Origin of the sequence: Proteus mirabilis HI4320 (assembly GCF_000069965.1) — a bacterium.
Classification (GTDB): domain Bacteria; phylum Pseudomonadota; class Gammaproteobacteria; order Enterobacterales; family Enterobacteriaceae; genus Proteus; species Proteus mirabilis.
Genome location: NC_010554.1, coordinates 3,200,854 through 3,226,508, shown reverse-complemented (window position 1 = coordinate 3,226,508; position 25,655 = coordinate 3,200,854). Strand labels below are relative to the sequence as shown.

25 protein-coding genes are annotated in these 25,655 nt (G+C 40.6%); 11 read left to right on the top strand and 14 right to left on the bottom strand.

What is annotated here, in order from left to right; all coding sequences use genetic code 11:
• Window positions 1–46 precede the first annotated feature (46 nt).
• Complete coding sequence (locus PMI_RS14545) at window positions 47–475, bottom strand: hypothetical protein (RefSeq protein WP_012368559.1); 429 nt, start codon at window positions 473–475, stop codon at window positions 47–49.
• Between the two features lie 435 nt (window positions 476–910).
• Here PMI_RS14545 and PMI_RS14540 point away from each other — a divergent pair, with 435 nt between their 5' ends.
• The 9 genes from PMI_RS14540 (at window position 911) to PMI_RS14500 (ending at window position 11,605) form a co-directional block, all read left to right on the top strand.
• Window positions 911–2,497: an FGGY-family carbohydrate kinase gene (locus PMI_RS14540; protein ID WP_012368558.1), complete on the top strand. Its 1,587-nt coding sequence runs from the start codon at window positions 911–913 to the stop codon at window positions 2,495–2,497.
• 50 nt (window positions 2,498–2,547) lie between these two features.
• Window positions 2,548–4,194 carry a hypothetical protein gene (locus PMI_RS14535; RefSeq protein ID WP_004246735.1) on the top strand — a complete coding sequence of 549 codons (1,647 nt, stop codon included), beginning with the start codon at window positions 2,548–2,550 and terminating at the stop codon, window positions 4,192–4,194.
• A gap of 10 nt (window positions 4,195–4,204) precedes the next feature.
• Window positions 4,205–5,134, top strand: coding sequence for a dihydrodipicolinate synthase family protein (locus PMI_RS14530; RefSeq protein ID WP_012368556.1), 930 nt, complete (start codon window positions 4,205–4,207; stop codon window positions 5,132–5,134).
• A gap of 22 nt (window positions 5,135–5,156) precedes the next feature.
• The gene (locus PMI_RS14525; RefSeq protein ID WP_004246737.1) at window positions 5,157–6,209 is read left to right on the top strand and encodes a sialidase family protein; all 1,053 of its coding nucleotides are present in this window, start codon (window positions 5,157–5,159) and stop codon (window positions 6,207–6,209) included.
• 20 nt (window positions 6,210–6,229) lie between these two features.
• The gene (locus PMI_RS14520; RefSeq protein ID WP_004249054.1) at window positions 6,230–7,204 is read left to right on the top strand and encodes a tripartite tricarboxylate transporter substrate binding protein; all 975 of its coding nucleotides are present in this window, start codon (window positions 6,230–6,232) and stop codon (window positions 7,202–7,204) included.
• A 57-nt stretch (window positions 7,205–7,261) separates the two neighbouring features.
• Window positions 7,262–7,723: a tripartite tricarboxylate transporter TctB family protein gene (locus PMI_RS14515; protein WP_004246739.1), complete on the top strand. Its 462-nt coding sequence runs from the start codon at window positions 7,262–7,264 to the stop codon at window positions 7,721–7,723.
• 19 nt (window positions 7,724–7,742) lie between these two features.
• Window positions 7,743–9,257 (top strand): tripartite tricarboxylate transporter permease, encoded by a 1,515-nt coding sequence (locus PMI_RS14510; protein WP_004246740.1) that lies wholly within the window; start codon window positions 7,743–7,745, stop codon window positions 9,255–9,257.
• Between the two features lie 60 nt (window positions 9,258–9,317).
• A complete protein-coding gene (locus PMI_RS14505) occupies window positions 9,318–10,322 on the top strand; it encodes a LacI family DNA-binding transcriptional regulator (protein WP_004249055.1) in 1,005 nt (334 codons plus the stop codon).
• Between the two features lie 692 nt (window positions 10,323–11,014).
• The gene (locus PMI_RS14500; RefSeq protein ID WP_004246743.1) at window positions 11,015–11,605 is read left to right on the top strand and encodes a DUF4291 domain-containing protein; all 591 of its coding nucleotides are present in this window, start codon (window positions 11,015–11,017) and stop codon (window positions 11,603–11,605) included.
• 48 nt (window positions 11,606–11,653) lie between these two features.
• Here PMI_RS14500 and metF read toward each other — a convergent pair whose 3' ends face one another.
• The gene (metF, locus tag PMI_RS14495) at window positions 11,654–12,553 is read right to left on the bottom strand and encodes a methylenetetrahydrofolate reductase (RefSeq protein ID WP_004250030.1); all 900 of its coding nucleotides are present in this window, start codon (window positions 12,551–12,553) and stop codon (window positions 11,654–11,656) included.
• Window positions 12,554–12,840: 287 nt separating this feature from the next.
• Between metF and PMI_RS14490 the strand changes: the two genes are divergently transcribed.
• Complete coding sequence (locus PMI_RS14490; RefSeq protein ID WP_004249056.1) at window positions 12,841–13,197, top strand: DUF488 domain-containing protein; 357 nt, start codon at window positions 12,841–12,843, stop codon at window positions 13,195–13,197.
• Between the two features lie 133 nt (window positions 13,198–13,330).
• Here PMI_RS14490 and glpD read toward each other — a convergent pair whose 3' ends face one another.
• The 6 genes from glpD to PMI_RS14460 all read right to left on the bottom strand — a co-directional run bounded on the left by glpD (window position 13,331) and on the right by PMI_RS14460 (window position 18,615).
• Window positions 13,331–14,824 (bottom strand): glycerol-3-phosphate dehydrogenase, encoded by a 1,494-nt coding sequence (glpD, locus tag PMI_RS14485; protein ID WP_004246748.1) that lies wholly within the window; start codon window positions 14,822–14,824, stop codon window positions 13,331–13,333.
• A gap of 297 nt (window positions 14,825–15,121) precedes the next feature.
• Window positions 15,122–15,880, bottom strand: a complete 759-nt coding sequence (locus PMI_RS14480) for a DeoR/GlpR family transcriptional regulator (protein ID WP_004246753.1) — start codon at window positions 15,878–15,880, stop codon at window positions 15,122–15,124.
• Window positions 15,881–15,918: 38 nt separating this feature from the next.
• Window positions 15,919–16,758, bottom strand: a complete 840-nt coding sequence (glpG, locus tag PMI_RS14475; RefSeq protein ID WP_004246754.1) for a rhomboid family intramembrane serine protease GlpG — start codon at window positions 16,756–16,758, stop codon at window positions 15,919–15,921.
• An 18-nt stretch (window positions 16,759–16,776) separates the two neighbouring features.
• Entirely contained in the window at window positions 16,777–17,103 is a 327-nt protein-coding gene (gene glpE, locus PMI_RS14470; protein WP_004249057.1) for a thiosulfate sulfurtransferase GlpE, read from the bottom strand.
• A gap of 180 nt (window positions 17,104–17,283) precedes the next feature.
• Window positions 17,284–17,862, bottom strand: coding sequence for a Fe-S biogenesis protein NfuA (gene nfuA, locus PMI_RS14465; protein ID WP_004246756.1), 579 nt, complete (start codon window positions 17,860–17,862; stop codon window positions 17,284–17,286).
• Window positions 17,863–17,922: 60 nt separating this feature from the next.
• Window positions 17,923–18,615: a DNA utilization protein GntX gene (locus tag PMI_RS14460; protein WP_012368554.1), complete on the bottom strand. Its 693-nt coding sequence runs from the start codon at window positions 18,613–18,615 to the stop codon at window positions 17,923–17,925.
• 39 nt (window positions 18,616–18,654) lie between these two features.
• On the opposite strand from PMI_RS14460, the gene bioH reads away from it, so the two are divergent.
• A complete protein-coding gene (bioH, locus tag PMI_RS14455; protein WP_012368553.1) occupies window positions 18,655–19,440 on the top strand; it encodes a pimeloyl-ACP methyl ester esterase BioH in 786 nt (261 codons plus the stop codon).
• A 25-nt stretch (window positions 19,441–19,465) separates the two neighbouring features.
• Here bioH and PMI_RS14450 read toward each other — a convergent pair whose 3' ends face one another.
• The 6 genes from PMI_RS14450 to yihI form a co-directional block, all read right to left on the bottom strand.
• Window positions 19,466–19,912, bottom strand: coding sequence for an OsmC family protein (locus PMI_RS14450; RefSeq protein WP_004246759.1), 447 nt, complete (start codon window positions 19,910–19,912; stop codon window positions 19,466–19,468).
• 217 nt (window positions 19,913–20,129) lie between these two features.
• Window positions 20,130–20,363 (bottom strand): FeoC-like transcriptional regulator, encoded by a 234-nt coding sequence (locus tag PMI_RS14445; RefSeq protein ID WP_012368552.1) that lies wholly within the window; start codon window positions 20,361–20,363, stop codon window positions 20,130–20,132.
• 20 nt (window positions 20,364–20,383) lie between these two features.
• Window positions 20,384–22,714 carry a Fe(2+) transporter permease subunit FeoB gene (gene feoB, locus PMI_RS14440; protein WP_012368551.1) on the bottom strand — a complete coding sequence of 777 codons (2,331 nt, stop codon included), beginning with the start codon at window positions 22,712–22,714 and terminating at the stop codon, window positions 20,384–20,386.
• A 49-nt stretch (window positions 22,715–22,763) separates the two neighbouring features.
• Window positions 22,764–23,000 carry a ferrous iron transporter A gene (gene feoA, locus PMI_RS14435; RefSeq protein ID WP_004246763.1) on the bottom strand — a complete coding sequence of 79 codons (237 nt, stop codon included), beginning with the start codon at window positions 22,998–23,000 and terminating at the stop codon, window positions 22,764–22,766.
• A gap of 392 nt (window positions 23,001–23,392) precedes the next feature.
• A complete protein-coding gene (locus PMI_RS14430; RefSeq protein ID WP_004249059.1) occupies window positions 23,393–24,841 on the bottom strand; it encodes a DUF4026 domain-containing protein in 1,449 nt (482 codons plus the stop codon).
• Between the two features lie 213 nt (window positions 24,842–25,054).
• Entirely contained in the window at window positions 25,055–25,555 is a 501-nt protein-coding gene (gene yihI / locus PMI_RS14425; protein ID WP_004249060.1) for a Der GTPase-activating protein YihI, read from the bottom strand.
• Window positions 25,556–25,655: the final 100 nt, after the last annotated feature.

Below are 25,655 nucleotides of genomic sequence, written 5' to 3'. Positions count from 1 at the left end.
AAGCAATAATGTATTATCGCATCATTGCTTGCTGTATTTACTCTATTTAGAGATTATTCATTAAATGCGTTTGAATAGCGTTGGCATCATTTGCAGCATTAAAATCAATACCAAAATTCAGTGTCCCATCTTTAAGTTCAATACTACGAGGTGACGCTTTAGAGCAGGTAATATTCTGTATTTTCTCTTTTACGGTTTCTTGTGCTATTTTCGAGCTTTCACAGGTATTAATGACACCTTTTAACCCTTCACTGCAATAACCATCAATACCTGTTGTTTTTAGATCCTCAACAGTAAATGCCGACCAATCAAACGCAACTTTTATATTAGCATCACAGCTTTTATTTAAGTCTACAACACGGGATTGAATATTTTCTTCAAATTTCTGTTGTAATTCTCTTTCTACCAGTGTGGCTGAAAAAGCCGAAGAAGTGATAAGAAGTAAAGAAAGACTGATAGCAATATTTTTCAACATAATTTAATACTCCAAAAATGAATATATAACTAAAGATTAGTCTATTAAAAATAAATGATTGAATATGATAAAAATAGAAAAATGGTTATTTTTAATATATTACTCTTTTTAAAAATAAATTTTACTATTAGTTAGGTATATTTTAATAACATCCTATATTGATAGTGATATTAATATGTTAACTACGGTTTTTATTCTCATTGATAGCTAAATGTTCGTTTGTTTTATAACGAACATAATCGTTTCAGTTCGCTATTAAAATGGTGAACAAAGTGAAATAAATAAATTTCTTTCTAAATCAATGTATTAAATTATTGATGTAGATCTGCATCACAAACCAATCCTATTGTGATTGTTTTTTCTCCATGCTCGAATTAACTTGCTAACTCGAAGTAGCAAAAATTAGCATAGCGTTAGCAAATGATGAGGGTTCGCATGGAACAACAATATTTTATTGGCGTTGATGTTGGCTCAGCCAGTGTCCGTGCAGCAGTATTTGATAGCTTTGGAAAGCGTCTGGGCTTTTCAGTGCGTCCAATTGCACAATTTCGCCCGAAAACGGATTTTGTCGAGCAATCTTCCGCTGATATTTGGCAACAAGTATGCACCACTGTAAAAGAGTCGGTGAAATTATCAGCCATCGATCCTCTCCATGTGAAGTCTATTGGTTTTGATGCCACCTGCTCTTTAGTGGCCGTTGGTAAAGAAGGGCAAGCACTTTCGGTTTCACCCAGTAATAAACCTGAGCAGGATATTATTATGTGGATGGATCACCGGGCAGTACAAGAAACAGTGACCATTAATCTGACTAACGATCCCGTTTTGCGGTATGTCGGGGGCGAAGTGAGCATTGAAATGGAATTGCCTAAAATTCTATGGTTAAAAAATCACTATCCGGAGCGTTATAAACATGTCTGGCGATTCTTTGACTTAGCTGATTTTTTAGTGTGGAAAGCAACCACTGCTGATGTTGCCAGTATCTGTACATTAACGTGTAAATGGAACTATTTGGCACACCAAGGGCATTTTAGTGAAAGCTTGTTAGCTGATGTAGGTTTGGATGAATTATTAGAAAAAGTACCACAAACCATTTTGGCTTTAGGTGAATCGGCCGGATGTTTAACGACCTCTGTGGCTGAGGCTTTTGGATTACATACTGGCGTCATAGTTGCTAGTGGCATTATTGATGCTCATGCGGGTGGGTTGGCGTTAACCGCATCACAACCTGAGGGAAGTTTGGCCATTATCAGTGGTACATCTAACTGCCATATGATTGTCAGCCAATACCCGATTATGGTGCCCGGGGTGTGGGGGCCTTACTTTGGCGCAATGTTACCAGAGTTATGGCTAAACGAAGGGGGGCAAAGTGCTGCCGGTGCGCTCGTTGAATGGTCTATCCGCCGCCATGAGTCATGGGCTGAGTTAGAACAAGAAGCGAAAGAAAAAAGTGTTAGTTACTATACCTTATTAAACCAAGCCGTCGCTGAATTGGAAGAAAATGAACCTTATCCAACAGCACAATTTCATGTTTTAGCTGACCATCATGGCAATCGCTCTCCACGTGCTAATCCTGCCGCCAAAGGAATGGTCAGTGGATTAACCCTTGAAAGTGGTCGGGTTGCCTTGGCTCGTTATTATCTTGCGACATTGCAGTCTATTGCCTATGGCACTCGCCATATTATTGACACCCTTGAAGATGCAGGGCACCAAATTAATCGCCTTGTTATGTGTGGGGGAGCGACCAAAAATCCACTGTGGTTACGTGAATATGCCAATGCAACAGGTCGTGAGATCCATTTAGCGCAAGAAGAAGATGCGGTGAATCTAGGGGCTGCTTTATTAGGCGCCGTGGCATGTAAAGCCTTTGATAATTTTTCTCAAGCAGCAAATACCATGGTACGAGAAGGTGGTGTTATTACACCCGATAGTGACACCTTTGCTTTCCATCAAGCGAAATACCAAGTTTATTTACAGATGTATCAAGATCAGCAGCGCTATAACGACATGATGGCAGATTGCTGACCATAAATTTTTCCGATTATGAATCGAGTTTACCTTACCAGGGATATCTTATGTTGAACTTAAATCTACCAAAATTACCGGACGTTATCAGTGCAGAAGCTAATGAGATCCTGATGGTCACTAACGCAGACTTACGTGAGCCTGCAAACGTAACATGCTGGCCTGTGCAGAAAAAATTTGAAGATAAGCTAGCCGCTGCATTAAAAGCACAAGGTTACACCATGAAACGTGCACATAAAATTGATGAAGCACGAGGCCATGGTTTTATCAGTAGTCAGCGTGAAGGTTGCGATATGTTTGCGGCTATCGATCCTGATGCACCCGTTATTGTGCTATTAACCGCATGGCAATACTCACACCATATTGCCTCTTCATTAGCGCATCATCGCGGGCCAATTCTGTTGCTGGCTAATTTTGATGGTACATGGCCGGGGCTAGTTGGCATGTTGTGTTTAGCGGGGACGTTAACCAGTTTAGGTAAAAATTATTCACGCTTATGGTCAGAAAATTTTGACGATACATTTTTTATTGATGGCTTAGCAACATGGTTGAAATATGGTTATGTAAATCATCAGCTTAGCTATCTTAAAGAAGTTGCGCCAACACACAGGGTAATGGCGACAGAAGCTGGCGAAGTGGGTCGAAAAGTCGGCGAATATATAATTAAAAATAAAGAAATAATAGGTTTGTTCGATACATTCTGTATGGGAATGATTAATGGGGTCTTCCCACAACAGGCAATGATCGATATTGGTATGCCCATTGAATCACTCTCTCAATCTGCATTATTGGTCGAAATGGCAAAAGTACCTGATGCATTAAGAGAAGAGTGTGTGCAATGGTACGAAAATAATGGCATGACGTTTAAGTTTGGTACAGATGATAAAACTGAACTGACTCGTGAACAGGTGAAAGAGCAGTGTGCCATGATGATTGCAATGGCGCGTTTCGTTAAACGCTTTGGCTTAACCGCTGTAGGCGTGCAATATCAGCAAGGATTAAAAGATTGTTGTCCTGCCTCTGATTTTGCCGAAGGTGCAATTGGGTCAACGGCACGCTTCCCGTTACCGGATGAAAATGGCGACATTATCAGCCCTAACACACCGATCCCTTGTATCAACGAAGTCGATATGGGTACAGCTATTCCACAAACGATGTTATGGCGTTTATTAACCTCGTTAGGCTTGCCTGCAGAAACAACATTACACGATATTCGTTGGGGGAGTGAGTATCAGGGAACCTTCTACTGGGATATGGAAATTTCCGGCTCTGTGCCTTTTGAACACCTTAAAGGTGGGATCAAAGGCGCAACAGGTTACCGTCAGCCAGCTATGTTTTTCCCTAAAGGGGGATCAACTATAGCGGGTCAAGGTAAAGCAGGGCGTTTGTTATGGGCACGTGCACACTATCAAGGTACAGATGTGATTATGCATATTGGTACAGGTATGGCGGTGGAATTACCGGAGGCAGAGTTTGAACGTCGCCGTCGAGCCACTAACTACGAATGGCCATTACTCAACTGTACTTTAGATGGTGTAACTCGTGATGATCTTATGGCGGGACATCAAAGTAACCATATTACAGTGGCTTATGTTGATGACGATAAATTGGCGTTTGTGCTACAAGCCTTTGTTGCTCAAGCACTGACTCAAGGTATTCAAGTGAAAGTGGCAGGTGATGCCATTAACTTACTGTAAGGAATTTATAATGAGTCAGCAAAAATACGTTGGTGTTTGGCCTGTGATGCTCACTCCTTTTGATACTAAAGGAGAGATTGATTGGGCGTCATTAGAGCGCCTTGTCGATTGGTATATCGATGCGGGCGTACATGGGTTATTTGCCGCCTGCCAATCAAGCGAAATGTTTTATTTGAGTGATGAAGAAACACAAGCACTCACCTGTTTTATCGTTGAAAAAGCAGATGGAAGAGTACCTGTTGTTGCTTCTGGCCATACGGCAACGGCCTTAAGCCAGCAAAAAGAACAACTGCAGGCAATGGCGAGTACCGGCGTTGATGGTGTTATTATGATCAGTAATCGCTTAGCGCAAGTGGGCGAGTCTGATGATAAGGCGCTGGAAACGCTACAATCCTTAACCCATGCTGTACCTAAAGAGATTGATTTGGGTATTTATGAATGCCCTTATCCTTACAAACGCTTGTTATCTGAAGAGATAGTAGAGTGGTGCGCACAAAGTAATCGCTTTACCTTTATTAAAGATACTTGCTGTTCTCTTCCTCTCATAGAACGTCGCTTAGCATTATCAAAAGGAAGTCGTTTGCATCTAGCCAATGCTAATAGTCAAACCTTATTAGCGTCATTCCAAGCAGGATGCCAAGCATATAGTGGTGTTATGGCTAACTTCCACCCCGAACTTTATGTCTGGCTGTATGAAAATTGGCAGGATAAACCAGAGCAAGCTGCGCTATTAGCTGATTATTTATCAACAGCTGCGATGACTGAAACGCTGGATTATCCTGCCTGCGCTAAATATCATCAGCGCCTGATCGGCAATTTCGCGACACTGGTTTGCCGCTCTCGTAATAGTAGTCAGTTTGAAAACTCATTTTTCCCTTCTGCTGTTAATAGCATGACGGCATTGGGTGAAAATATGAAGAAGTGGCTTTCGTTAAATTAATTTAGGACACAGGAGTAGGAATATGCCTTTCGTGATGAAGGAAACCCAGTTTGTGCTGGATAATGCACATTCACTTTTTAATCACTGCCATGCTTCAACGATTGTGCGTGTGCCTAACTCTGAGCGTTTATTAACCGCTTTTTTTGCTGGCGATAAAGAGGGTAGCGGTAATACCGCTATCTGGTTGGCGATAAAAGAGGGAAATGATTGGCAACCCGCTCAACCTGTGGTTAAAAATCCAGGTGTTGCGCACTGGAATCCAGTTTTACATGTTGACCCATCAACAGGTAATATCTGGCTGTTTTATAAAACGGGTCCTGATGTACATAGTTGGACGACCCAATACGTTATCTCGAAGGATGGCGGAAATAGCTGGAGTTTACCAAGTGAATTGGTTTCGGGTGATGTAACACCTAGAGGTCCTGTGAAAAACAAAGTATTAGTGATGTCAAACGGCGAGTGGTTAGCACCGGGGTCGGTGGAGGATGATCGATACTGGGATGCGTTTGTCGATATTTCTAGCGACAATGGTCAACACTGGCAGCGAGTGGATATTCCGATTGCCCATCATCAAGGAGGGCAAGCGGAGCATGAAATCTGGCAAGGGCTAAAGGACGATGCCTTGTGGGAGACTGATCTACAACGTGTTTTTCAATGGGATGGCGTGATACAACCAACACTATGGGGATCTCAGCCTGGACATGTGCATGCCATGATGCGCAGTACGCGCGGTAAAATTTATCGTAGCGATTCAACGGATTATGGGCGCAGTTGGTGTCCGGCTTATGCAACAACCTTACCAAATAATAATAGCGGCATTGATGTCGTCTCCTTCGCAGATGGTCTGTTGGCATTGGTATATAACCCGAATTCAGGCAACTGGAGTCGTCGTTATCCTATCTCTGTCAGTCTTTCATCCGATAATGGCAGTACTTGGTCTGAACCATTCGATTTACTCGATGGGGAAGGCGAATTTTCATATCCGGCTATTATTGCTGAAAACAATACCCTACATGTGACTTTTACTTGGAACAGAAAAAACATTGTTTATCAGCAGTTAATAGCTACTCAATAAAAATGTGGAGAAAGGGTTTTATGAAAAAGAGTCTACTCGCAGCGTTGGCGCTTACGATGACATTGGGCATGGGGAATGCTGTAGCCCAACAGTTAACGTATCCTACTAAAAATATTGATGTGGTTATCCCAAAAAACCCGGGGGGAGGTACTGATACTTCTGCACGGACTATCATTGAATTTGCTAAAGATGTGATGCCAGCAGGGCGTATCTTTGTACCGGTTAATAAACCCGCAGGTAATGGTTTAACTGGGTTAATTGAAGTGGCAAATGCGCGTCCTGATGGCACTAAATTAGTCATGACGACGGTTGAATTAGCGATGTTCCCACATCAAGGTAAGTCACCCGTGACCTATAAAGACTTTACCCCGATTGCGACAACGATTGCTGATCCGGTTGTGCTCGTGGTGAATGCTAATTCACCTTATAAAACATTGGAAGAATTTATTGCCGGAGCAAAAGCGAACCCTGGTAAATTAAAAATTGGTAACTCAGGTATGGGAGCTATTTATCACCTCGCGGGGGTGAATATCGAACGTACTACGGGAACTAAGTTTAATCATATTCCTTATAACGAAGGTACAGGCCCCTCTATTGCTGCATTAGTGGGCGATCATATCGATGGCGTATTAACCACACCCGGTGCGGTTAAATCACAAGTTGATGCGGGTATCTTGCGTGTTCTCGGTGTGATGGATGAACGTCGTTTCCCACTTATTCCGGATGTTCCAACCTTTAAAGAAGCCTTAAATCTCGATACCAACGTGAAAATGCGCGCATGGGCTGTATTAGCCACAACAGCAGGTGTGCCTGATAACGTTAAAAATGAGTTAGTGGGGGCATTTTCAGAAGTGGTTCAAAAACCAGAATATCAAGAAGCATTGAAAAAACAAGGTATTATGCCAGTATTTATCGTCGGTGACGATGCGTATCAAATGATGAAAGAAGATCATGAGATGTATGCTGAATTAATCTCAGCCACCCTGAAAAAATAACCTTTCTATAATAAACCACCCTATCCGCAAGTCGGATAGGGTCGGGGAGATCCCGACATGACTAAAATCAATACAATCATCGGTGCGATTTCAGTAGCTTTTGGGCTACTTATTATCTATCTCTCCCGTGATATGAGTATGTTTGATGAATATGGTGTACCTGGGGAGCGTTTTTGGCCTTACGGTTTAGCCATCTTATTTATTTTACTGGGGATTTTTCAATGGATAGGTGTCGTGGTTGATAAAATTAAACATGTACACCAGTCCGTAGATTTAAGTTCGACCGCAGTTAAGCGTGCTTATGGCTTAGGCATTTTTATGCTGCTATATGCAACAGGTTTATATCTATTTGGCTTTATTGTTCCATCATTGCTTCTTATCCCAATCATTATGTGGTTGATGAATGAGAGGAAACCTATTGCCATGGTGGTGATCCCGATTGTGATTGTAGCCGCGGTTTATGTTTTCTTTGACATTATTTTTAATTCACCTCTGCCAACCTCTGTCTTTTTTGAGTAAGCGGTAAAGGAGCCTTGGTATGGAAATTTTAGATGCTTTAATGGTCGTTTTTAGTTTAGAAACGATAACAATGATCCTGTTAGGGGTTTTCGCGGGGATTATTATCGGCGCATTACCGGGTTTAACAGTGAATATGGGCATTGCACTGTTACTCCCACTGACTTACTCCTTTCAAGGAATGACGGGGATCTTATTATTATTGGGAATGTATTGTGGGGCTGTTTATGGTGGCTCCATTACCGCGATATTAATTAGTACACCGGGCACACCTGCATCTGCAGCCACCGTCTTAGATGGCTATCCGATGGCTAAAAAAGGTGAAGCAGGGCGAGCATTAGGCTTATCAACCATGGGGTCGATGTTTGGTGGTGTATTTAGTACTATCGCTTTAATTGTTATTGCTCCTCAATTGGCAAAAGTGGCGACGGGATTCTCTGCTGCTGAATATTTTGCTCTTGCGGTATTTGGCATAAGTATTATTACCAGTGTATCATCGCAATCGATTGTGAAAGGATTAATGGGGGGCGCGATTGGTCTTGCAATTGCCACTATCGGGCTTGATCCTATGACAGCAGGGCCACGTTTTACGTTTGATACCGTGTATCTTATGGGGGGCGTCTCGTTTATTCCAATCCTCGTGGGACTCTTTGCATTTTCTCAAGGCTTGATTAGCTTTGAAGAAGAGTATCGTGAGCGCAAGCAGAAGAAAAGCGAGAAAATTAATGCCCGTATTCATCGTGTATTACCTACGTGGCTCGATTTTAAACGTGTTTTACCTACCTATTTTCGTTCATCAGCGATAGGAACGGCTATTGGTGCTATTCCTGGGACTGGGGGAGATATTTCATCTTTTATCTCGTATAACGAAGCAAAACGTTGGTCAAAACACCCTGAAGAATTTGGAAAAGGATCACCCGAAGGGGTTTCAGCACCGGAAGCGGGGGCTAACTCGGTGACGGGTGGCACCATGGTACCTCTAATGACTTTAGGTATTCCCGGTGATGGCGCAACGGCGATTATTATGGGGGCTTTTATGGTGCAAGGATTAGCGCTAGGGCCACAGTTATTTACGGATAATCCCGTTGAAGTGAACAGTATTTTTATCGGCTTAATGATGGCGAATATTTTTCTCGGTATCTTAGGCTTCTTGTGTATGAAACTGTTTGTACGTGTGATGGATGTACCACGAAGAGTATTAGTACCCATTATCTTTGTGTTGTGTAGTGTGGGGGCTTATTCAGTTAACCATAGCATCATTGATGTTTTTGTGATGATGGGGGCAGGATTACTGGCTTATATTATGATTAAGCTCGATTTTTCGATGTCTCCGGTGGTGATAGGTATTATCCTTGGGCCAATGGCAGAATCTAACTTACGCCGTGCTTTAATGATGTCTCAAGGGGATTTATCGATTCTCTATACACGACCTATTACTGCGACATTCCTCGCTATTGCACTATTAACACTGCTGTTACCTATTGTCGGACCTGGGTTAAAATCAATGTGGAAAAAATGGCGTAGTCAATCTGCTTAATAAAGGTTAATCCGCCCTCATTGTTAGCAAAATGAGGGCAATATCAATGACGGAACATTAATGGCAAAAACAGTTGAACAAATTGCAAATGATCTGAATTTATCTATCACCACAGTACGATTAGTACTCAATGGTAAAGGTGATCAATATCGGATCAGTGCAAAAACCCAGAAAAAAATTGCTGATTATGTCGAAGTTTTTGGTTATACCGTTAACCATGCGGCAAGAAGCTTAAAACTCAATAAAACAGATACTTATGGTCTGGTTATTCCTCGGCTGTCCAACCCCTTCTTTGCTGCTTTAGCGGAAAAGTTAGAGATGCATTGTCACCAAATTGGTTGCCAGCTGATGATAAGTTGTACCTATGGTGATATTAAAAATGAAAATAAGCTCGTAAAGTCTATGGATGAGCGTAATGTTGATGGGATTTTTATTGTTTCAGCGAGTCGAAAAAATCAGCAACATCACGTTAAACATCGTCAAAAGCCTTTAGTGTTCTTAGATAGAGATTTTTCTGTTAGTAATGCAATTTGCGTGGCGTCTGATAACTGTGATAGTGGTGCACAATTAACGAAAGCGATGATACAGCAAGATGCGCCAATCCACTTTTTTGCCGGTGATGCTCTTCTTCCTACTATTGCAGCTCGTTTGCGCGGTTATGTTCAGGCGATCAAAGCCCATTATGGTGATGAAAGCCATGTAACCGTTTCCTATGCAGAACATAACACCACCAAAGATGGTGAACAGATGATGAAGCAATATCTTGAACAACATCGGCAGATCCCCAGTCATTTTATTGCCTCATCACTGCCCATTTTAGAAGGCGTATTAAGTGCTATTCGCCAAACAGAAGGTGTTATTCCCGCACATATCAATATAGGTACTTTTGATGATCACGTTATGTTAAGTTTTTTACCTAATAATGTCTGGTCAATGAAGCAAGATGAAACCTTATTGGTAGAAAAAGCCTTTGAAATCATGACTGCTAAGATAGCAGGTAACGTAGTGAAAGCGCCTCCATTAATTAAAACACAACTTATCAAACGCCTAATTGCAGGAGCATGAGTCAAATATCGTGATTATTCGCCTCACTTTGTGAGTAGAATAAGCTTTCTATTCGCCTCATTGGGGGGATATATGTGGTTAATGGCTACCCATTCTCTTCTGATATGATGAATGTTATATCATCAGATATGCGACTTTAATGTAGGCTATGTATGAAAAAAATATTTTCTTTTTTTTTAAAAAGACCTTAAACAATCTTTAATATTAAGCATTATTGCTATTTTTTTTGTCCTTTATAGTGTTTTGATTGTTCGGTTTTTTCCCTATTTCTATGGTCGAATACTATTAGTATCATTTGTGATTATTTGCTTAATATTTTCCTTTCTTCCTATAAAGAAAGAAGAAAAGAGAAAATAATTATTTAGTCAGCGCTAGTGATCAGAAAATAAAAGAGAACTTAATGTAAATTTCGTGATCGAGTCGTTTTGATAATCAGTACAATGTATTGAGCGCCTTGGGCGCTGGTGGACGTAGTGTAAGATATATTTTGCAAGATTAAATTTTTTATTATTGCAGCGATAATGGCCATTTTAATTTATGCGCTTTATGATCATTCTTTTGTATGGCTTGTCACGATGTCATATTCTATTAAATCCCTAATGAAAATAGGGACTCTTGATTATCTCTGGTTAGAGGCTCATAATTTAAGCAGATAGCTCCATTTTATTAATATAAAAGGATATTAAAGAAAGATGAACGATGATGTTGACCGATGTCCTGAGTGTCAAGTAAGGGCATATTATACGGATGATTTTGTCCGTGTTTACCAAGCCTATTCTACTACTATCGCTCAGAGCGCAGTCGCAAATGGTACTTTTGTTTCTCCCCCTTTTAGTATGACCCGTATGACTTGGGTAAAACCCTCCTTTCTTTGGATGATGTATCGCTCAGGGTGGGGGCGCAAAGATCCCAATCAAGCGTCTATTTTGGCTGTTGATATTACCCATGAAGGCTTTCAACAGATGCTAACACAAGGTGTGGTCAGTCATTTCGATCCAGACCACTATGTGAGTGCCAAAGAATGGCAAGAAGCAACAGAAACCAGTGATATTCGTATTCAGTGGGATCCTGAACGAGATATTTATCTTAATCGCTTAAGTTATCGCACTATTCAAATAGGGTTACGTAATCAAGCAGTAGAAAAATATTGCAATGAGTGGATTGTTAATATTACCGATATTACTGATAAAGTGCGTAAAATAGATACTTGTATTACTAATGGCGATCTAGATACTGCATATAGCTTACTTCCTATCGAGCAACCTTATCATTTTGCAAAATAATCTCGCCTAGAAAAACCCCGCCAATAGACTATGGGCGGGGTGATAAGACTAAACCTTCGCAAGTTGTGGGCGAACACCTAATGTATGGCAAATGGCGTAGGTCAATTCAGAGCGGTTAAGAGTGTAAAAATGGAAATCTTTCACGCCCTCACGGCTTAAAATTTTCACCATATCAATAGCGATAGAAGCCCCAACCAGTGCGCGAGTTTCTGGATCGTTATCTAAGCCATCAAACATTTTATGCATCCAACCGGGGATCTTCACATTGGTTAATCCGGCAAAACGTTTTAACTGTTTAAAATTGGTGACAGGTAAAATACCCGGAACAATTTCTACATCAATACCCGTTGAAACACAGCGATCACGAAAGCGTAAGTAACTTTCTACATCAAAGAAAAATTGTGTAATGGCTCGATTAGCGCCGGCATCCACTTTCTTTTTTAAATTAATAAGATCAGCCTGTGCGCTTTTAGCTTCGGGATGCACTTCTGGATAAGCAGCAACCGAAATATCAAAATCTCCTACATCTTTCAGTAAACGAACCAGATCAACGGCATACATATCTGGCTTCTGGCTGTTATCAGGTAAATCTCCCCGTAGCGCCACAATATGACGAATGCCACTTTGCCAATAGTCTTGGGCAATGTGCTGTAATTCTTCACGACAGGCATCAATGCAGGTTAAATGTGGTGCTGCCTCAAGGCCTGTACGCTCTTTTATATCTTTAATAATGGCATGTGTTCTATCTCGTTCACCTGAATTTGCACCATAAGTGACCGAAACAAAGCTAGGTTTTAAGGTATTTAAACGAGCCAGTGATTGCCAGAGTGTATTTTCCATCTCTTGTGTGCGAGGAGGAAAAAACTCAAAAGAAACTTGGATCTGGCCATCTAATTCAGCAAGATTTTGATTAAGCGCTTCATGCTGGCTTGCGTGATAAAAGCTCATACCTATACCTCATCAATCGTTGTGTCACATGTTGTTATTGTTATTCCGTTAAGTATCGCTACTTATTTACCCATCTAACCATTTAGACGTCTAGATGTAGATTCTCTTAATTCGGTTATTTAGTCAACAGTTATTCACCTTAGTTTCAATGAGGATAATTCAATCGGAAGAAGAGAAAATTTCATGTTGCACGATGACAACCTTAAATAACGTAAAGTCGCAGAAGGGATACGTTTGAAGATTTTCTTCTATAATAAAATTAACTCATTGATTGAATGGGAGTAGAAATGATCACTTGTAAACGTGTCTATGATGATAAAGACGGTAAGCATGAAGGTTATCGTGTATTAGTGGATAGATTATGGCCTAGAGGGGTGAAAAAGAGCGATTTTCATTATGATGAATGGAATAAAGCGCTCGCGCCTTCTACTGAATTAAGAAAATGGTTTCATGAAAATGGCGATTTCACACAATTTACGGCTCGCTATATAAAAGAATTAGAAGCAATACCGGAAAGTTGGCAACCACTATTGAAGGTAGCCAAAGAAAAACCGTTAGTGTTACTGTATTCCGCTAAAGATGAGAAACAGAATAATGCTGTGGTTTTAATGGAATTTTTGCAAAAACAGTGCAAAACCAGCTGAAGCAATTATCGATGAGTTTGTCAGGTGTAATGTCAATAGCATCATATGCGGCAATAAAAAAAGTGGCGCTATTATCGCGCCACAAAAATTGCTAATAAGAACATTGAACAGAGTCAGAGAATATTTTACTGCATTATGCTGTGTGCGTATTTGCCTCTAACCATTGCGTAATACGTTGTTTTTGTTCATCATTAAGCCACATACCAAGTTTGGTACGACGCCAAATAGCATCATCAAGCTCAATCACCCACTCATGTTTAACTAAATAACGTAATTCAGCTTCGTAAAGATTATGACCGAAATTTTCGCCCATTCCGGCTAAATCAGTAATTCCTTCTAGCAACACTTCAGTATTGCTACCATAAGTGCGAGCAAAACGTAGTGCTAATGCTTCTGGTAACCAAGGATGACGTTGGCGAATAAGACGTGAATAGCCATCACGATCGTAACCTTCTAAGTTCCCCCCCGGTAATTGACCCTCTTTTGTCCACGCTTGACCCATATTAGGGAAATAAGCATTTAGCTTATCAACCGCGTGTTCACCGAGTTTACGATAAGTCGTTAATTTACCACCAAACACAGAGAGTAGTGGTGTTTTACCATTATCATCATGTACATCTAAGGTATAGTCACGAGTGATAGCTTGTGGCGAATCGGATTCGTCATCACACAATGGACGCACCCCTGAATAATTCCAGACGATATCGTCTTTGGTCAGTTGTTTCTTAAAGTGGTCGTTATAGACTTTTAATAAGTACTCAACTTCATTGTTATCAATAGCCACATCTTTTGGATCACCTTTGTATTCAACATCAGTGGTACCAATAATAGAGAACTCATCCATCCAAGGGATCACGAATACAATGCGATTATCTTCATTTTGTAAGATATAGGCTTGGGGTTCATCGTGAGCACGTGGGATCACAATATGGCTACCTTTGATTAAGCGAATACCATAAGGTGATTTTAATTTTAACCCTTCATCGAATAATGTTTTAACCCAAGGACCGGCTGCATTCACTAATGCTTTTGCTTGGTAGCGAGAAGTTTCTCCGGTGCGTAAATCTTGTGCTTCCACCATCCATAAATCGTTTTCACGCCAAGCGCGCGTCACTTTGGTACGAGTACGAACTTCACCGCCACGACGAACGATCTCTTGCGCATTTAATACTACTAAACGAGCATCATCTACCCAACAGTCGGAATATTCAAAACCACGAGTTAATTCAGGTTTTAAGACAGAGTTAGCCCCGAATTTAATACTTTTACTGCCCGGTAAACTGACACGTTTGCCTAGGTGATCATAGAGGAATAAACCAATGCGGATCATCCATGCTGGGCGTAGATGGGGTTGATGCGGTAAACGGAAACGCATCGGAAATGCGATATGAGGCGCCAAACGCAATAAAACTTCACGTTCAGCCAATGCTTCACTGACTAAACGGAATTCGTAATGCTCTAAATAGCGTAAGCCACCATGAATTAATTTTGAGCTAGCGGAAGATGTTGCACTGGCTAAGTCTTGAGCTTCCAGCATTAATACTGAAAGGCCTCGGCCTGCTGCATCCGCCGCAATTCCAGCGCCGTTTATTCCGCCGCCGATGACAATCAAGTCTTTAGTTTCCATAACATCCTCCTAAGAATGCGCGAAACAATTCTTTAATGTTCGTTTTCGCTCATAATTGTAATGAATTTTGTTGGAAATGCCAACTATATAACCGATAAAAAACATTACTGCGTGATATAAATAACAATTTATTATCATATCCCTACATTTAGTGTGCTTATTAACTGAAAAGAACAAATGATGTTATTGATAAGAATAGGAAAGGGAATGGGGTTTGACAAAAGAATAAATAGGTAAAAAAAGCGGAAAATTTTAGGAAAAAGTACCCCGAAAGGTACTTTTTAATAGAGGGTTATCCTAGCAAAGCTCAAGCTGAACGTTATGTTGTTCAATAATTTTTTGAATGCCAGATGGTGGCTCTTGGTCGGTGAAAAGGTAATCAATCAGATTCATATTACCAAGATTGACCATCGCGTTACGGCCAAATTTAGAGTGGTCGGTCACTAACATAACACAACGAGAATTTTCGATAATGGCACGTTTAGTGCGGACTTCATGGTAGTCAAATTCCAACAAAGATCCGTCCATATCAATACCACTTATCCCTAAGATGCCGTAATCAAGGCGGAATTGAGAGATAAAATCCAGGGTGGCTTCACCGACAATACCACCATCACGGGTACGCACTTCGCCACCCGCTAAGATCAAGCGAAAGTCTTCTTTATCCATCAATAAAGTGGCGACATTTAGATTATTAGTGACGATACGCAGATTTTTATGGTTAATCAGTGCATGGGCTACGGCTTCAGGGGTAGTACCAATATCAATAAATAGTGTTGCACCATCAGGAATTAAGCTAGCAACACGTTGGGCAATACGTGATTTTTCATCAGACCACATGATCTTACGGTCGTGGTAAGCGGCATTCACAGAGCTAGAGGGTAATGCAGCGCCTCCATGATGACGTTGGATTTTGTTCTTTTCCGCTAATTCATTTAAATCACGTCGGATAGTCTGTGGGCTGACCTCAAAATGTTCCACCAATTCTTCGGTGCTGACATAGCCTTGTAAGCGTACCAGTTCGATGATGGCATCATGCCGTTGTGTTTGCTTCACAGGTGTCCCCTAAAGTTAAAAATATCATGTTAATTTTATTATGATTGACGAGATAATTGATGTCGATTATCCCACAAAGCCATCAATAAGCCGATAAGGAAGCCGGCAAAATGTGCAGCATTTCCGATAGAATCACCTAAAACGCCCATATAACCCGCGATTATCCACAATATGGAAAAAACAATTAAGCCGGTAGGAACGCCGATCCCTTTTTCTGGGGCCCGCAAACCTGTTAAGCCAACATAGCTAATTAGCGCGTAAACAACACCAGAAAGTCCACCAAAGTTGGATTCTGCAAACAGTGATTGTGCCCAATTACTAAATAGCGCAGAAATGAGCATAATGACAAATAATTTGCCTGTACCCAGTTGTTTTTCTGTTTGGCTGGCTAAATACCACCACATCGCTAAATTAAAGGCGATATGCATGAGCGAAAAGTGAACAAATGCTGGGGTGATATAACGCCATAGTTCAAAATCGAGACTAGCATCGTATGGCCATGCAAGGTGTAACATGACATTGTAATCGCCCACTATTTGCTGCCAGATAAAGACGAGCACACATAAAATAATGGTCAAAACCGTTAAAGGGCCTGATTGTTGCACCATGCTTTTGATTGAAAAAGCCGGGCGATATTGTAGACCCGTACGTTGAGGCGTACCTGTTTGCCAACTTGCCGCTTGGTAACGAGGGTGAAAAGGTTCACGAAGAAAGGTTTTTAGCTCACTTTCAACCTGATTGAGTTGTTGTTCGTTTTCCAACCAAAGGCTGACTTGTTGATTTTCTGTTTTTGCGTGGATCCGAACACCTTTTGTCGCCATATAATTGACGAACATATCAGCAAGTTGTGGGTTAGATAGTGTGATAATGTGGATCATTGAGAAACTCATCTGTAATTATTGCAGAGAAGTTATCGCTTGAGGAAACTCTCTTAGCCATGCTTCAAAACCGCCATTAATACTATATACGGTTTCAAAGCCCATATTGACCAGATATTGTGCTGCGCCTTGGCTACTATGACCGTGATAACACATCACCATCACAGGAACATCAAAATCCGCATCTTGTAGAAATTGGTTAAGCGTATCATTTGTTAAATGAAAAGCGCCAGTGGCATGACCAAGACGATAACTTTGCGGATCTCTTACATCAACTAAAATAGCCGATTGAGATACCCAAAATTGATAGGCTTGTTCAACACTAAGAAATTGAAAACTATCCATAATTGTCTTATTTATTATATTGTTAATTACATTGTTATGTTCTGAGCGAGAGAACGATATCACTATAATAACGTCAAATCAGTAAAGATGGCGTTACCTTTTGTAAATGATAATGGCATATACACAAATCCCCTAGGATATCTGTGCAGGTGAATATCAAAGGGGATTTGTAATAGAGGATCAGTAGTAGGAGTGATCACCACGTTGGTGTTCGGTTAAATCTTTCACGCCTTTTAACTCTTCTGGGAACAGGTTAAGTAGCTCTTTTTCGATCCCATCTTTTAAAGTGACATCAATCATGGAGCAGCCATTACAACCACCACCGAATTGTAAGATAGCATAGCCATCTTCAGTGATTTCCATCAAGCTTACGCGGCCACCGTGACTCGCTAACTGTGGGTTGATTTGTGATTGCAGTACATATTCAACACGTTCAATTAAAGGCGCATCGTCAGCCACTTTACGCATTTTTGCATTAGGTGCTTTTAATGTTAATTGTGAGCCTAATTGGTCTGTGACAAAGTCAATTTCTGCATCTTCTAAGAAAGGTGCACTGATGTCATCAACATAAGCAGAAAGTTTTTCAAATTTAATTTCTGTGTCGTTCGGCTCTACTGCATCGGGTGGACAGTAAGAAACGCCACACTCAGCGTTAGGTGTTCCTGGGTTAATGACAAAAACACGGATTTGAGTATTGGGTTCTTGATTAGCCAATAGTTTGGCGAAGTGTGCCTGTGCGGCATCAGTAATAGTAATCATATCGTCTTGCTCAATAGTTGACTGTTCTGGTTGGTTATCATACGCCCAATTGACGGTTAACTACAAGGTTCGGCAAATAGCCCATACCTCAACAGAGCGTGCTCCAGCACGAAATAGCAAAGGTACAATAGCATTGAGCGTCGCGCTTGTGGTGATAACATCATCAATCAGTGCCAGATCCTTACCTGCCACTGACACTGTGCGATTTACGATAAAGGCATTATTTAAATTTTGTTGCCTTTGTTTGGCATTAAGATGTGTTTGTGCCAGTGTAGCACGAGTTCTTATCAAGGTATTAGGGTGATAAGGACAATTTAACCATCTTGCCAAAGGTTTAGCGATAGCCTCAACTTGGTCGAAGCCTCTACGCCAACGACGATGTCGATGTAGCGGTACGCTAATAATTTGCTCTGGCTTGCGAACTAAATTCTCGCGACGATGAGCAAGCCACCGTAATAAAAAAAGTTTCGCAAGACATAATGCTATCTGAGGGCGAGGATGATATTTATAAAGGTGTAATAATTTATTAAGCGGTGGGCGATAGTCAGTGACTGTCAACATCTGTTTCCAGCGAGGTGGTGATCGCAAACACCGTCCACACAATATCATTGAGTGGGTAGAGGGATACAAACATCCCGGACAACGATTATTTTGTTGTGGCAGATGACGAATACAACTTGAACAAATGCTGTGGTTACCATACCGCAATGGTTGACGACATAACCAGCAATATCCTGCTATTGTTATCAGCATAGTGCACATCCCTGTAAAATAAGAGAAGAGAGCATAACAATGAATAAATTGTATTGGCAGACTTTAGGTGAAGGAAAAACGCATCTTGTGCTGTTGCACGGATGGGGCTTGAATGCTCAGGTTTGGCAATCAATCATTACGCGATTAAGCTCGCATTTTACCCTGCATCTGGTTGATTTACCGGGATATGGCAGAAGCCAAGGTTTTCCTGTGCTAACGCTTAAAGAGATGGCTGATATTGTTTTTTCACAGGCACCTGAAAAAAAAGCCATTTGGCTAGGATGGTCATTAGGGGGATTAGTGGCAAGCCGTATTGCACTTGATAATCCTAATAATGTACGGGCGTTAATTACCGTTGCCTCTTCCCCTTGTTTTGCTGCTCATGAAGCATGGCCAGGAATTAAGCCAGACGTGTTAAAAGGTTTCGAGCAACAATTGAGTGATAACTTTCATCGAACGGTTGAGCGCTTTTTAGCCTTGCAAACACTCGGTACTCAAAGTGCTCGTGAAGATACTAAGGCCTTGAAAGCGGTCGTGTTGGCACAACCTTTGCCTTCCGTTGAAACATTAAACGGCGGGCTGGAAATTTTACGTACAGAAGATTTGCGAGAACAGCTTACTACCTTATGTTGTCCTTTTATTCGGCTTTATGGTTATTTAGATGGTTTAGTGCCAAGAAAAGTCGCAGCTTTATTAGATGCTCGTTATCCTGACTCTCCTTCGGTTATTTTTCGCCATGCCGCACATGCTCCCTTTATTTCTCATCCGGATGAATTTAGTGAAACCTTGTTAAAGCAGTGTGAGGCCTTATCAATTCTGGCATGAATGAAGAGGTTATAACGCTAATAGACTATTCAAGATGATATAGCGTTTCGCATTCTGGTGGGTTGGTTATGGTATCTAATATAGGGCAGGTTCGTTCAATAAAGGCGATAAAAGCTTCTATTTCTGTTTTACTATTATCTGCTTGGATATAGAAATGCGTCGTTATCTTACTAAAGCCGATTTTAGCCTGTTTATTCTTTCCCATAAAGCCATCGATATCTAGCTCGCCTTTTACCTCAATACGAATATTATGGAGATTAATATGGTGTAGGCGGGCGAAGCTCTTAGCAACAATGCATTTACAAGCACCGAGTGTGCCAAGTAGCGCTTCAACGGGGGTCATCGCGGTATCGTTTCCACCCAATGAAATAGGCTCATCAAGTAATAATTGAAATTGGCGAGAAGCACATTGCATCTGCAACCCACCTTGTGTACCCGTAGAGATAATGGATGAGAATTCAGTAATCGGCATAATTTATTATCCTAATTAAGGTAAATGTATATAATTTCATTTTGGACATTTAGATGTCTTTATGGCTATTTAAGGATTGGATTATGCGCAGGTGGTGGGAAAAGTAAAATGAAGAATAACCAGCAAAAGTTGAAAAAAATTCATTTTGATTATCAGAAAAACCCCCTGTGAGATAGCAGGGGGATATGGAAGGTATGTGTTTAAAAGAGACAGTGAGTTAGGAGCGTAATTGATAAACTTTAGTCTGACATGCGGTGGCTTCAGGGCAGCTTTTACAGCTACCCACCAAGCACTCTTCTACATCGACCTCTTCTAATTTACCCATTAATGTAAGCCGCTCTAACATCGCTTTTACCATAGGTTCAGGCATATTAAGCTGATGGCTGACAAGACGAGCATCAGCCCGACCGTTAAGCGCGACACAATCACGAACTTGCATCAAACTTGCCATCTTATTTTTCCTTTTGTGACTTAGTGACAGCTACCTTGTTTACCACAGCACTGTTTCGCTAATGAGCGTTTGTTACTTAAATTAAAACTGAGACGATGACGAGATTTACGTAATAGTACAAAGACAATTAAGTTAAATATCAATACAGCAGCAATGGTGATGGTACTACTTTGTGGATGTTCGCTAAATGTCGCTGTTTGGTAGAATAACGCGGCAAGTGAGTAAGCAATATTTAATCCCCAAAGAATAGAGAATGTCATCCAACCACGACTGGTTTCACGAGCAATAGCCCCCATTACGGAGACACAAGGCACATATAGTAGAACGAAAATTAAGTAGCTATAGGCCGCTATTGCACTACCAAATTTGCTGCCCATGGTACCCATAGTCCCCGTATCCATTTCACCATCACCTTTACTTGCCTCAATAGGATTGGAAAGTGCGGCGAATGTAAAGGTTTCTTTTAAGCTATCCCAAGTTTCAGCAAAGGCGTCACCAATTTCGCCCCATAGATCAAACTCTTCAGGAACGAAAGGTTCATTAACAATACTTTCTGCGGTGTACAGTGTATTTAATGTTCCCACAACCACTTCTTTTGCCATTGCCCCAGTGACTAAACCAACGGTAGCTTGCCAGTTATCGTTATGCACACCAATAGGTTGCAATAACGGAGTGATTACTTTACTGACGGAAGCGAGGGCAGAATCATTAATACTATCAGCCGCTTTACCGGAAAAAGTGAAGCTATTTAATGCACCAATAAACATACTGGCGATGATAATCACTTTACCCGCGCGGATAACAAAGCCTTTTAAACGTTGCCAAGTTTGTATTAATAAGGTTTTGATATGGGGAACGTGATAAACCGGCAACTCCATGACAAAAGGAGAAGCTTCACCTCGCATAATGGTATGTTTGAGTAGTAAACCCGTCAAAATAGCAACAAGGATCCCTAATAAATAAAGTGAAAAAACCACGCTGGCGCCATTTTTACCAAAGAATGCGGCAGCAAAAACAGCAAATATGGCTAAACGTGCACCACAAGACATAAAGGGAGCCATTAAGATAGTAATTAATCGCTCTCTTGGGGCGTCTAGAGTACGTGCCCCCATAATAGATGGGACGTTACAACCAAATCCAACAATCAGCGGTACAAAGGATTTACCGGGCAATCCTAGCGCTTGCATTAATCTATCCATCACGAAAGCAGCACGTGCCATATAGCCAGAGTCTTCAAGGATAGATAAAAAGAGATACATCATGCCGATTTGTGGTACCAGAGGGAGTACAGTATTAATACCACCACCAACACCTTGAGCAAGGAAAATAGTTAACCATTCAGGGAAATTGAATGTTGCACCTAGCCATTGGATCCCATGTATAAAGATAGCTTCAGAGCCACCTTCAAAAGCGGGCTGCAATGCTCCACCAATATTGATGGCAAGCACAAACATTAAATACATGACAAACAAGAAGATAGGAACACCTAACCAGCGATTTAATATCACTTTATCGATATTTTGTGTGAGCTGATTGGGCTTAATGGACTCCATATTAATGACTGCATGGCAAATACGCTCAATGTTTTGATAACGTGCATCGGCAATCACTAATTCTGGCTCATTACTATGCTCAGTTTGAATGCGCTGACGAATGGCTTTTATCTCTTGTGAGGTAATTTCAGCACGTTGATGAGTATAGATATCCCCTTCTAAACATTGTAATGCCATCCAACGGCGTTGCTGTAAATTGAATTCATCGTGATTAATTTTTTCAGCTAAAGATTCAACTTCGTTTAATAACCATGTTGGATAAGAAGTTAGTAACTCTTCGGGTTTTCTTTTGGTGGCTGGAAAGCTATCAATAGTGTCTTTCAGTTTATCAATCCCTGATGCCTTGGTTGATACCATAGGGATCACCGGACAACCGAGTTGTTCAGAAAGTGCTTGAATATCAATTTGCATATTTTGGTGTTCAGCAATATCAAGCATATTCAGTGCCACGATACAGGGAATACCGAGTTCAAGCAGTTGTAATGTGAGATAAAGATTACGTTCAAGATTGGAAGCATCTACAACGTTAATCAACATATCCGCTTCATTACTTAAGATGAAGTGACAAGCAATTTGCTCATCCAGAGAGGTCTGTTCTGAAATTGTTGTTAAAGAATAAGTGCCCGGTAAGTCAACTAATTCAATTTTATGATTTTTGGTTGTAAAGCGACCTACCTTACGTTCAACAGTAACACCCGCCCAGTTACCGACACGTTGACGAGAGCCTGTTAACTGATTAAAAAGCGTTGTTTTACCCGCATTAGGATTACCGATAAGACCAATAGTAAGAGGAGTCATAATAGTGATGCCAGTAGTTGTATTGCCTGAGTAGTTGATAAATAAGCTGTTATTTTTCGTTATGAGCGATTTCGCTAAGATTTATCAAAGCGAGATCTTTTTTACGCAAAATTAAAGAGACCCGATGAGTTTCAATTTGGATAGGATCACCTAAAGGTGCGATACGGATCACATTGAAAATAGCGCCTGGCAGCATCCCTAATGATAATAGCTTCTGCCGATAGGCAGGGCTAATTTGCGGGGAATAGCTGAGGATCTTGTAGCTATGATTTGGAATGAGAGACATAAAACGTCCTTCCACTAATTATATTGATACAAAAAATAATGATACTGATAATTATTAACGCATTTAAAAAGAAAACGCACAAGAAAAATAGGGTGATTAGGTAAATATTTAATGCAAATGAGAATTATAACCATCTTTATTGAGTATAATTTAGCCCACAATGGCTATGTGTTCTCTTGATGTACATCAATTTAATTTATAATAATGGTCGAAAAGCTATCAGATAAATGCCGTGAAGGCTGTACTGTTATTCATCAAAAAACAAACTGTAACAGTTAGAGATAATTGCGCATCATTAGTGTAACAATCAGTGAATGCTATTAACGGGATCTATCATCAAGGTCATACTGACAGATCCCGTTGCAGAGAATAGTGCTAGTTAATTAGTGGGATTAGTGAGTCTGCTGGTGGCTAAAAAGTTGATAAATCGTATTAGGGGTATAACTATAACCTTCATAAGAGATAACCCAATCAGTGATGAACGCAATATCAATGGGATAAATGCCACCTTCTTCCATTTCTTGTACATAGAATGGTACGTTAAGTAACTTAGCATAAATTCGGTCACCTTCTCGAGACTGAGGGATAAACCACATGTGCTCAAGCTCTTTTTCTTCCTTATCACCATAAGGAATACCAAACTTAATCATAAATTGCCATGGGCTCTCAGTTTCTTCATTGCTCTCTTTACTACCTAATAATTTTGCCAAGAAACCGGTTTTTTTCTCTACGGGGGGCTGATGGTAGTTATCAAACATGGAGAGAAAATATTGCCAACGCCTTTTGGCCTTTTCTGCCATTTCGTAGGTTTCTTCGTTACTGCGTAGTAGCATCATGGCTTGTTGTTCTTCATAACCTTTAAAGAAAGTTTCTAAAATAGGGTTTTCTTCATTAGTTCTAAATAACATCGATGATGGGTGCTGATGATATTCGTCTCTATCAGCCATATCGCCCAGAAATACGCCATGTGGTGCCCCTTGAGTGTTATAACGCATCTCTTCTAATGGTCTAAGACTATCTAAAGGTGTGGACTGATTAACGTGACGTATACCTTCTTCAAAGGGTAGCGCGACTAAATATTCTAATCCTGACGAAGTTTGTCCACAAAGCATCGGCTCGCCAAATTCAATTTGGCGGTTGTTAATACTGTTATTGACGAAGCAACGGAAAAGATCAGGAATACCGTAGTAAGATTCCAACATGCTTGGGATCACTAAATCAACTTCAGTTAAGCCACAACGTTGCAAGCCATGGGTATGAAACCAGAACATGGTTGGTGGATCATTTTCTGTATCGTAAACTGCATGAATAACATACAAACTTTCTACTTCAGGATAGAGATCGGGTGTCTCCAATTGAAAGCGTATCCATTCGGGAGTTAATCCTTTACCTGCGGCAGATTCATCCAGTGCGAGGATCATTTCTGGCGCAATTATGTTCAGTAGATTGAGCTGATGGCGATAACTCGCTAAAGGATGTAGGGTGTCAGAGAACATCGTTTCTAATAAGATGTCTTGAGTGGTGGCATTGGCATGGGCTAATAGCTCAGGAGTCATCTCATCTGTCGCATACATAGGACGTATTTGATAATCTTCTGATCGTGGTAGCAGGCAGATAAAAAAATGGAGCTCATCATCGCCATGTTGGCAATGATAGAAAAAACCTTCATCAAGATCATCACTAAGATAGCTTATCTCACCATCTGTGTATTCGGTCTGTTCCTCTAGGCGTTGTTCTATCAATGCATAGTTTAGTGGCTGTGCAGGGAATGCCACTATACGAGAGGGCTCTTTTTTTCCTTGCCCTGCGGCGATATCTAAATAGTGTTGTTTATTATCCATACTTATTATTACTCGTATATTAAAAGAAGAAAAATAGAATATCAGGGTTAATTAATAAGAAATAGATAGAGTTGTCTGAGCTTTTATTTAAAAAATAAATTTAAATAAAAAATCATAATTTCTAATTATGACTCTCTAAAATAGAGAGAAAGGAAATGAACAGATACCAATATATATTTGGTATCTGTCAGATTAAGATAGGGTAACGATAAATTACTTACCTTTTAATAACTGCATAATATCTTCTGTTTTTTCTTCATCGTCATCTTCTTCAAACTCAATGCCTAATTCCGCCATTAACGCATCGATGCGATCAAGGGTTTTTTCAGTATAAGCTTGCTCTTCAGGATTGAGTTTACCCCCTTCTTCCAGACGAGAGAGTAATTCATCTAAACGAGTATCATTCTCTAAGAGTGCTAACTCTTCTTCTAACGATAAGCGCATAGGCTCCATTTTTGTTGGCGCGGATTTTTTCTTATCTACTTTAGGCGCCTGATTATCCACGATGAGTGGAATTGGTTTTTTACTACCAATACGTGGATCTTTCTGTTCATTGGTTTGCGCTTGCTCTTTTTTCATCGCTTCCTGCTGACGGTTACCAGCAGGATTGCCACGATGCTTTTTCTGGCGCTTACGTTCACGTCCTTCTGCATTTAGCTCTTCACGTGTTTTTTTACGCGTTTTAGCTGCGGGTTTTCTTTTAATCATATTCATAATGGTAACTCGATTTGTGATCTTATTGGTTGCGCAATCTATCAGAAACTATTTTGCGATAAAAGCACGAATTTAAGACAATTTAATATTTACTCACGTA

Bases quoted from the DNA above. Each gene is read 5' to 3' on its own strand.
- PMI_RS14505 (WP_004249055.1), top strand. From the start codon at position 9,318: ATGGCAAAAACAGTTGAACAAATTGCAAATGATCTGAATTTATCTATC.
- nfuA (WP_004246756.1), bottom strand. From the start codon at position 17,862: ATGATTACTATTACTGATGCCGCACAGGCACACTTCGCCAAACTATTG.
- PMI_RS14445 (WP_012368552.1), bottom strand. From the start codon at position 20,363: ATGGCAAGTTTGATGCAAGTTCGTGATTGTGTCGCGCTTAACGGTCGG.
- PMI_RS14430 (WP_004249059.1), bottom strand. From the start codon at position 24,841: ATGGATAATAAACAACACTATTTAGATATCGCCGCAGGGCAAGGAAAA.
- yihI (WP_004249060.1), bottom strand. From the start codon at position 25,555: ATGAATATGATTAAAAGAAAACCCGCAGCTAAAACGCGTAAAAAAACA.
- PMI_RS14545 (WP_012368559.1), bottom strand. From the start codon at position 475: ATGTTGAAAAATATTGCTATCAGTCTTTCTTTACTTCTTATCACTTCT.
- PMI_RS14530 (WP_012368556.1), top strand. From the start codon at position 4,205: ATGAGTCAGCAAAAATACGTTGGTGTTTGGCCTGTGATGCTCACTCCT.
- glpG (WP_004246754.1), bottom strand. From the start codon at position 16,758: ATGATCCACATTATCACACTATCTAACCCACAACTTGCTGATATGTTC.
- feoA (WP_004246763.1), bottom strand. From the start codon at position 23,000: ATGTCTCTCATTCCAAATCATAGCTACAAGATCCTCAGCTATTCCCCG.
- PMI_RS14535 (WP_004246735.1), top strand. From the start codon at position 2,548: ATGTTGAACTTAAATCTACCAAAATTACCGGACGTTATCAGTGCAGAA.
- PMI_RS14450 (WP_004246759.1), bottom strand. From the start codon at position 19,912: ATGCCGATTACTGAATTCTCATCCATTATCTCTACGGGTACACAAGGT.
- glpD (WP_004246748.1), bottom strand. From the start codon at position 14,824: ATGGAAACTAAAGACTTGATTGTCATCGGCGGCGGAATAAACGGCGCT.
- PMI_RS14515 (WP_004246739.1), top strand. From the start codon at position 7,262: ATGACTAAAATCAATACAATCATCGGTGCGATTTCAGTAGCTTTTGGG.
- PMI_RS14510 (WP_004246740.1), top strand. From the start codon at position 7,743: ATGGAAATTTTAGATGCTTTAATGGTCGTTTTTAGTTTAGAAACGATA.
- PMI_RS14540 (WP_012368558.1), top strand. From the start codon at position 911: ATGGAACAACAATATTTTATTGGCGTTGATGTTGGCTCAGCCAGTGTC.
- PMI_RS14525 (WP_004246737.1), top strand. From the start codon at position 5,157: ATGCCTTTCGTGATGAAGGAAACCCAGTTTGTGCTGGATAATGCACAT.
- feoB (WP_012368551.1), bottom strand. From the start codon at position 22,714: ATGACTCCTCTTACTATTGGTCTTATCGGTAATCCTAATGCGGGTAAA.
- glpE (WP_004249057.1), bottom strand. From the start codon at position 17,103: ATGGATAGTTTTCAATTTCTTAGTGTTGAACAAGCCTATCAATTTTGG.
- PMI_RS14520 (WP_004249054.1), top strand. From the start codon at position 6,230: ATGAAAAAGAGTCTACTCGCAGCGTTGGCGCTTACGATGACATTGGGC.
- metF (WP_004250030.1), bottom strand. From the start codon at position 12,553: ATGAGCTTTTATCACGCAAGCCAGCATGAAGCGCTTAATCAAAATCTT.
- PMI_RS14500 (WP_004246743.1), top strand. From the start codon at position 11,015: ATGAACGATGATGTTGACCGATGTCCTGAGTGTCAAGTAAGGGCATAT.
- PMI_RS14490 (WP_004249056.1), top strand. From the start codon at position 12,841: ATGATCACTTGTAAACGTGTCTATGATGATAAAGACGGTAAGCATGAA.
- PMI_RS14460 (WP_012368554.1), bottom strand. From the start codon at position 18,615: ATGCTGATAACAATAGCAGGATATTGCTGGTTATGTCGTCAACCATTG.
- bioH (WP_012368553.1), top strand. From the start codon at position 18,655: ATGAATAAATTGTATTGGCAGACTTTAGGTGAAGGAAAAACGCATCTT.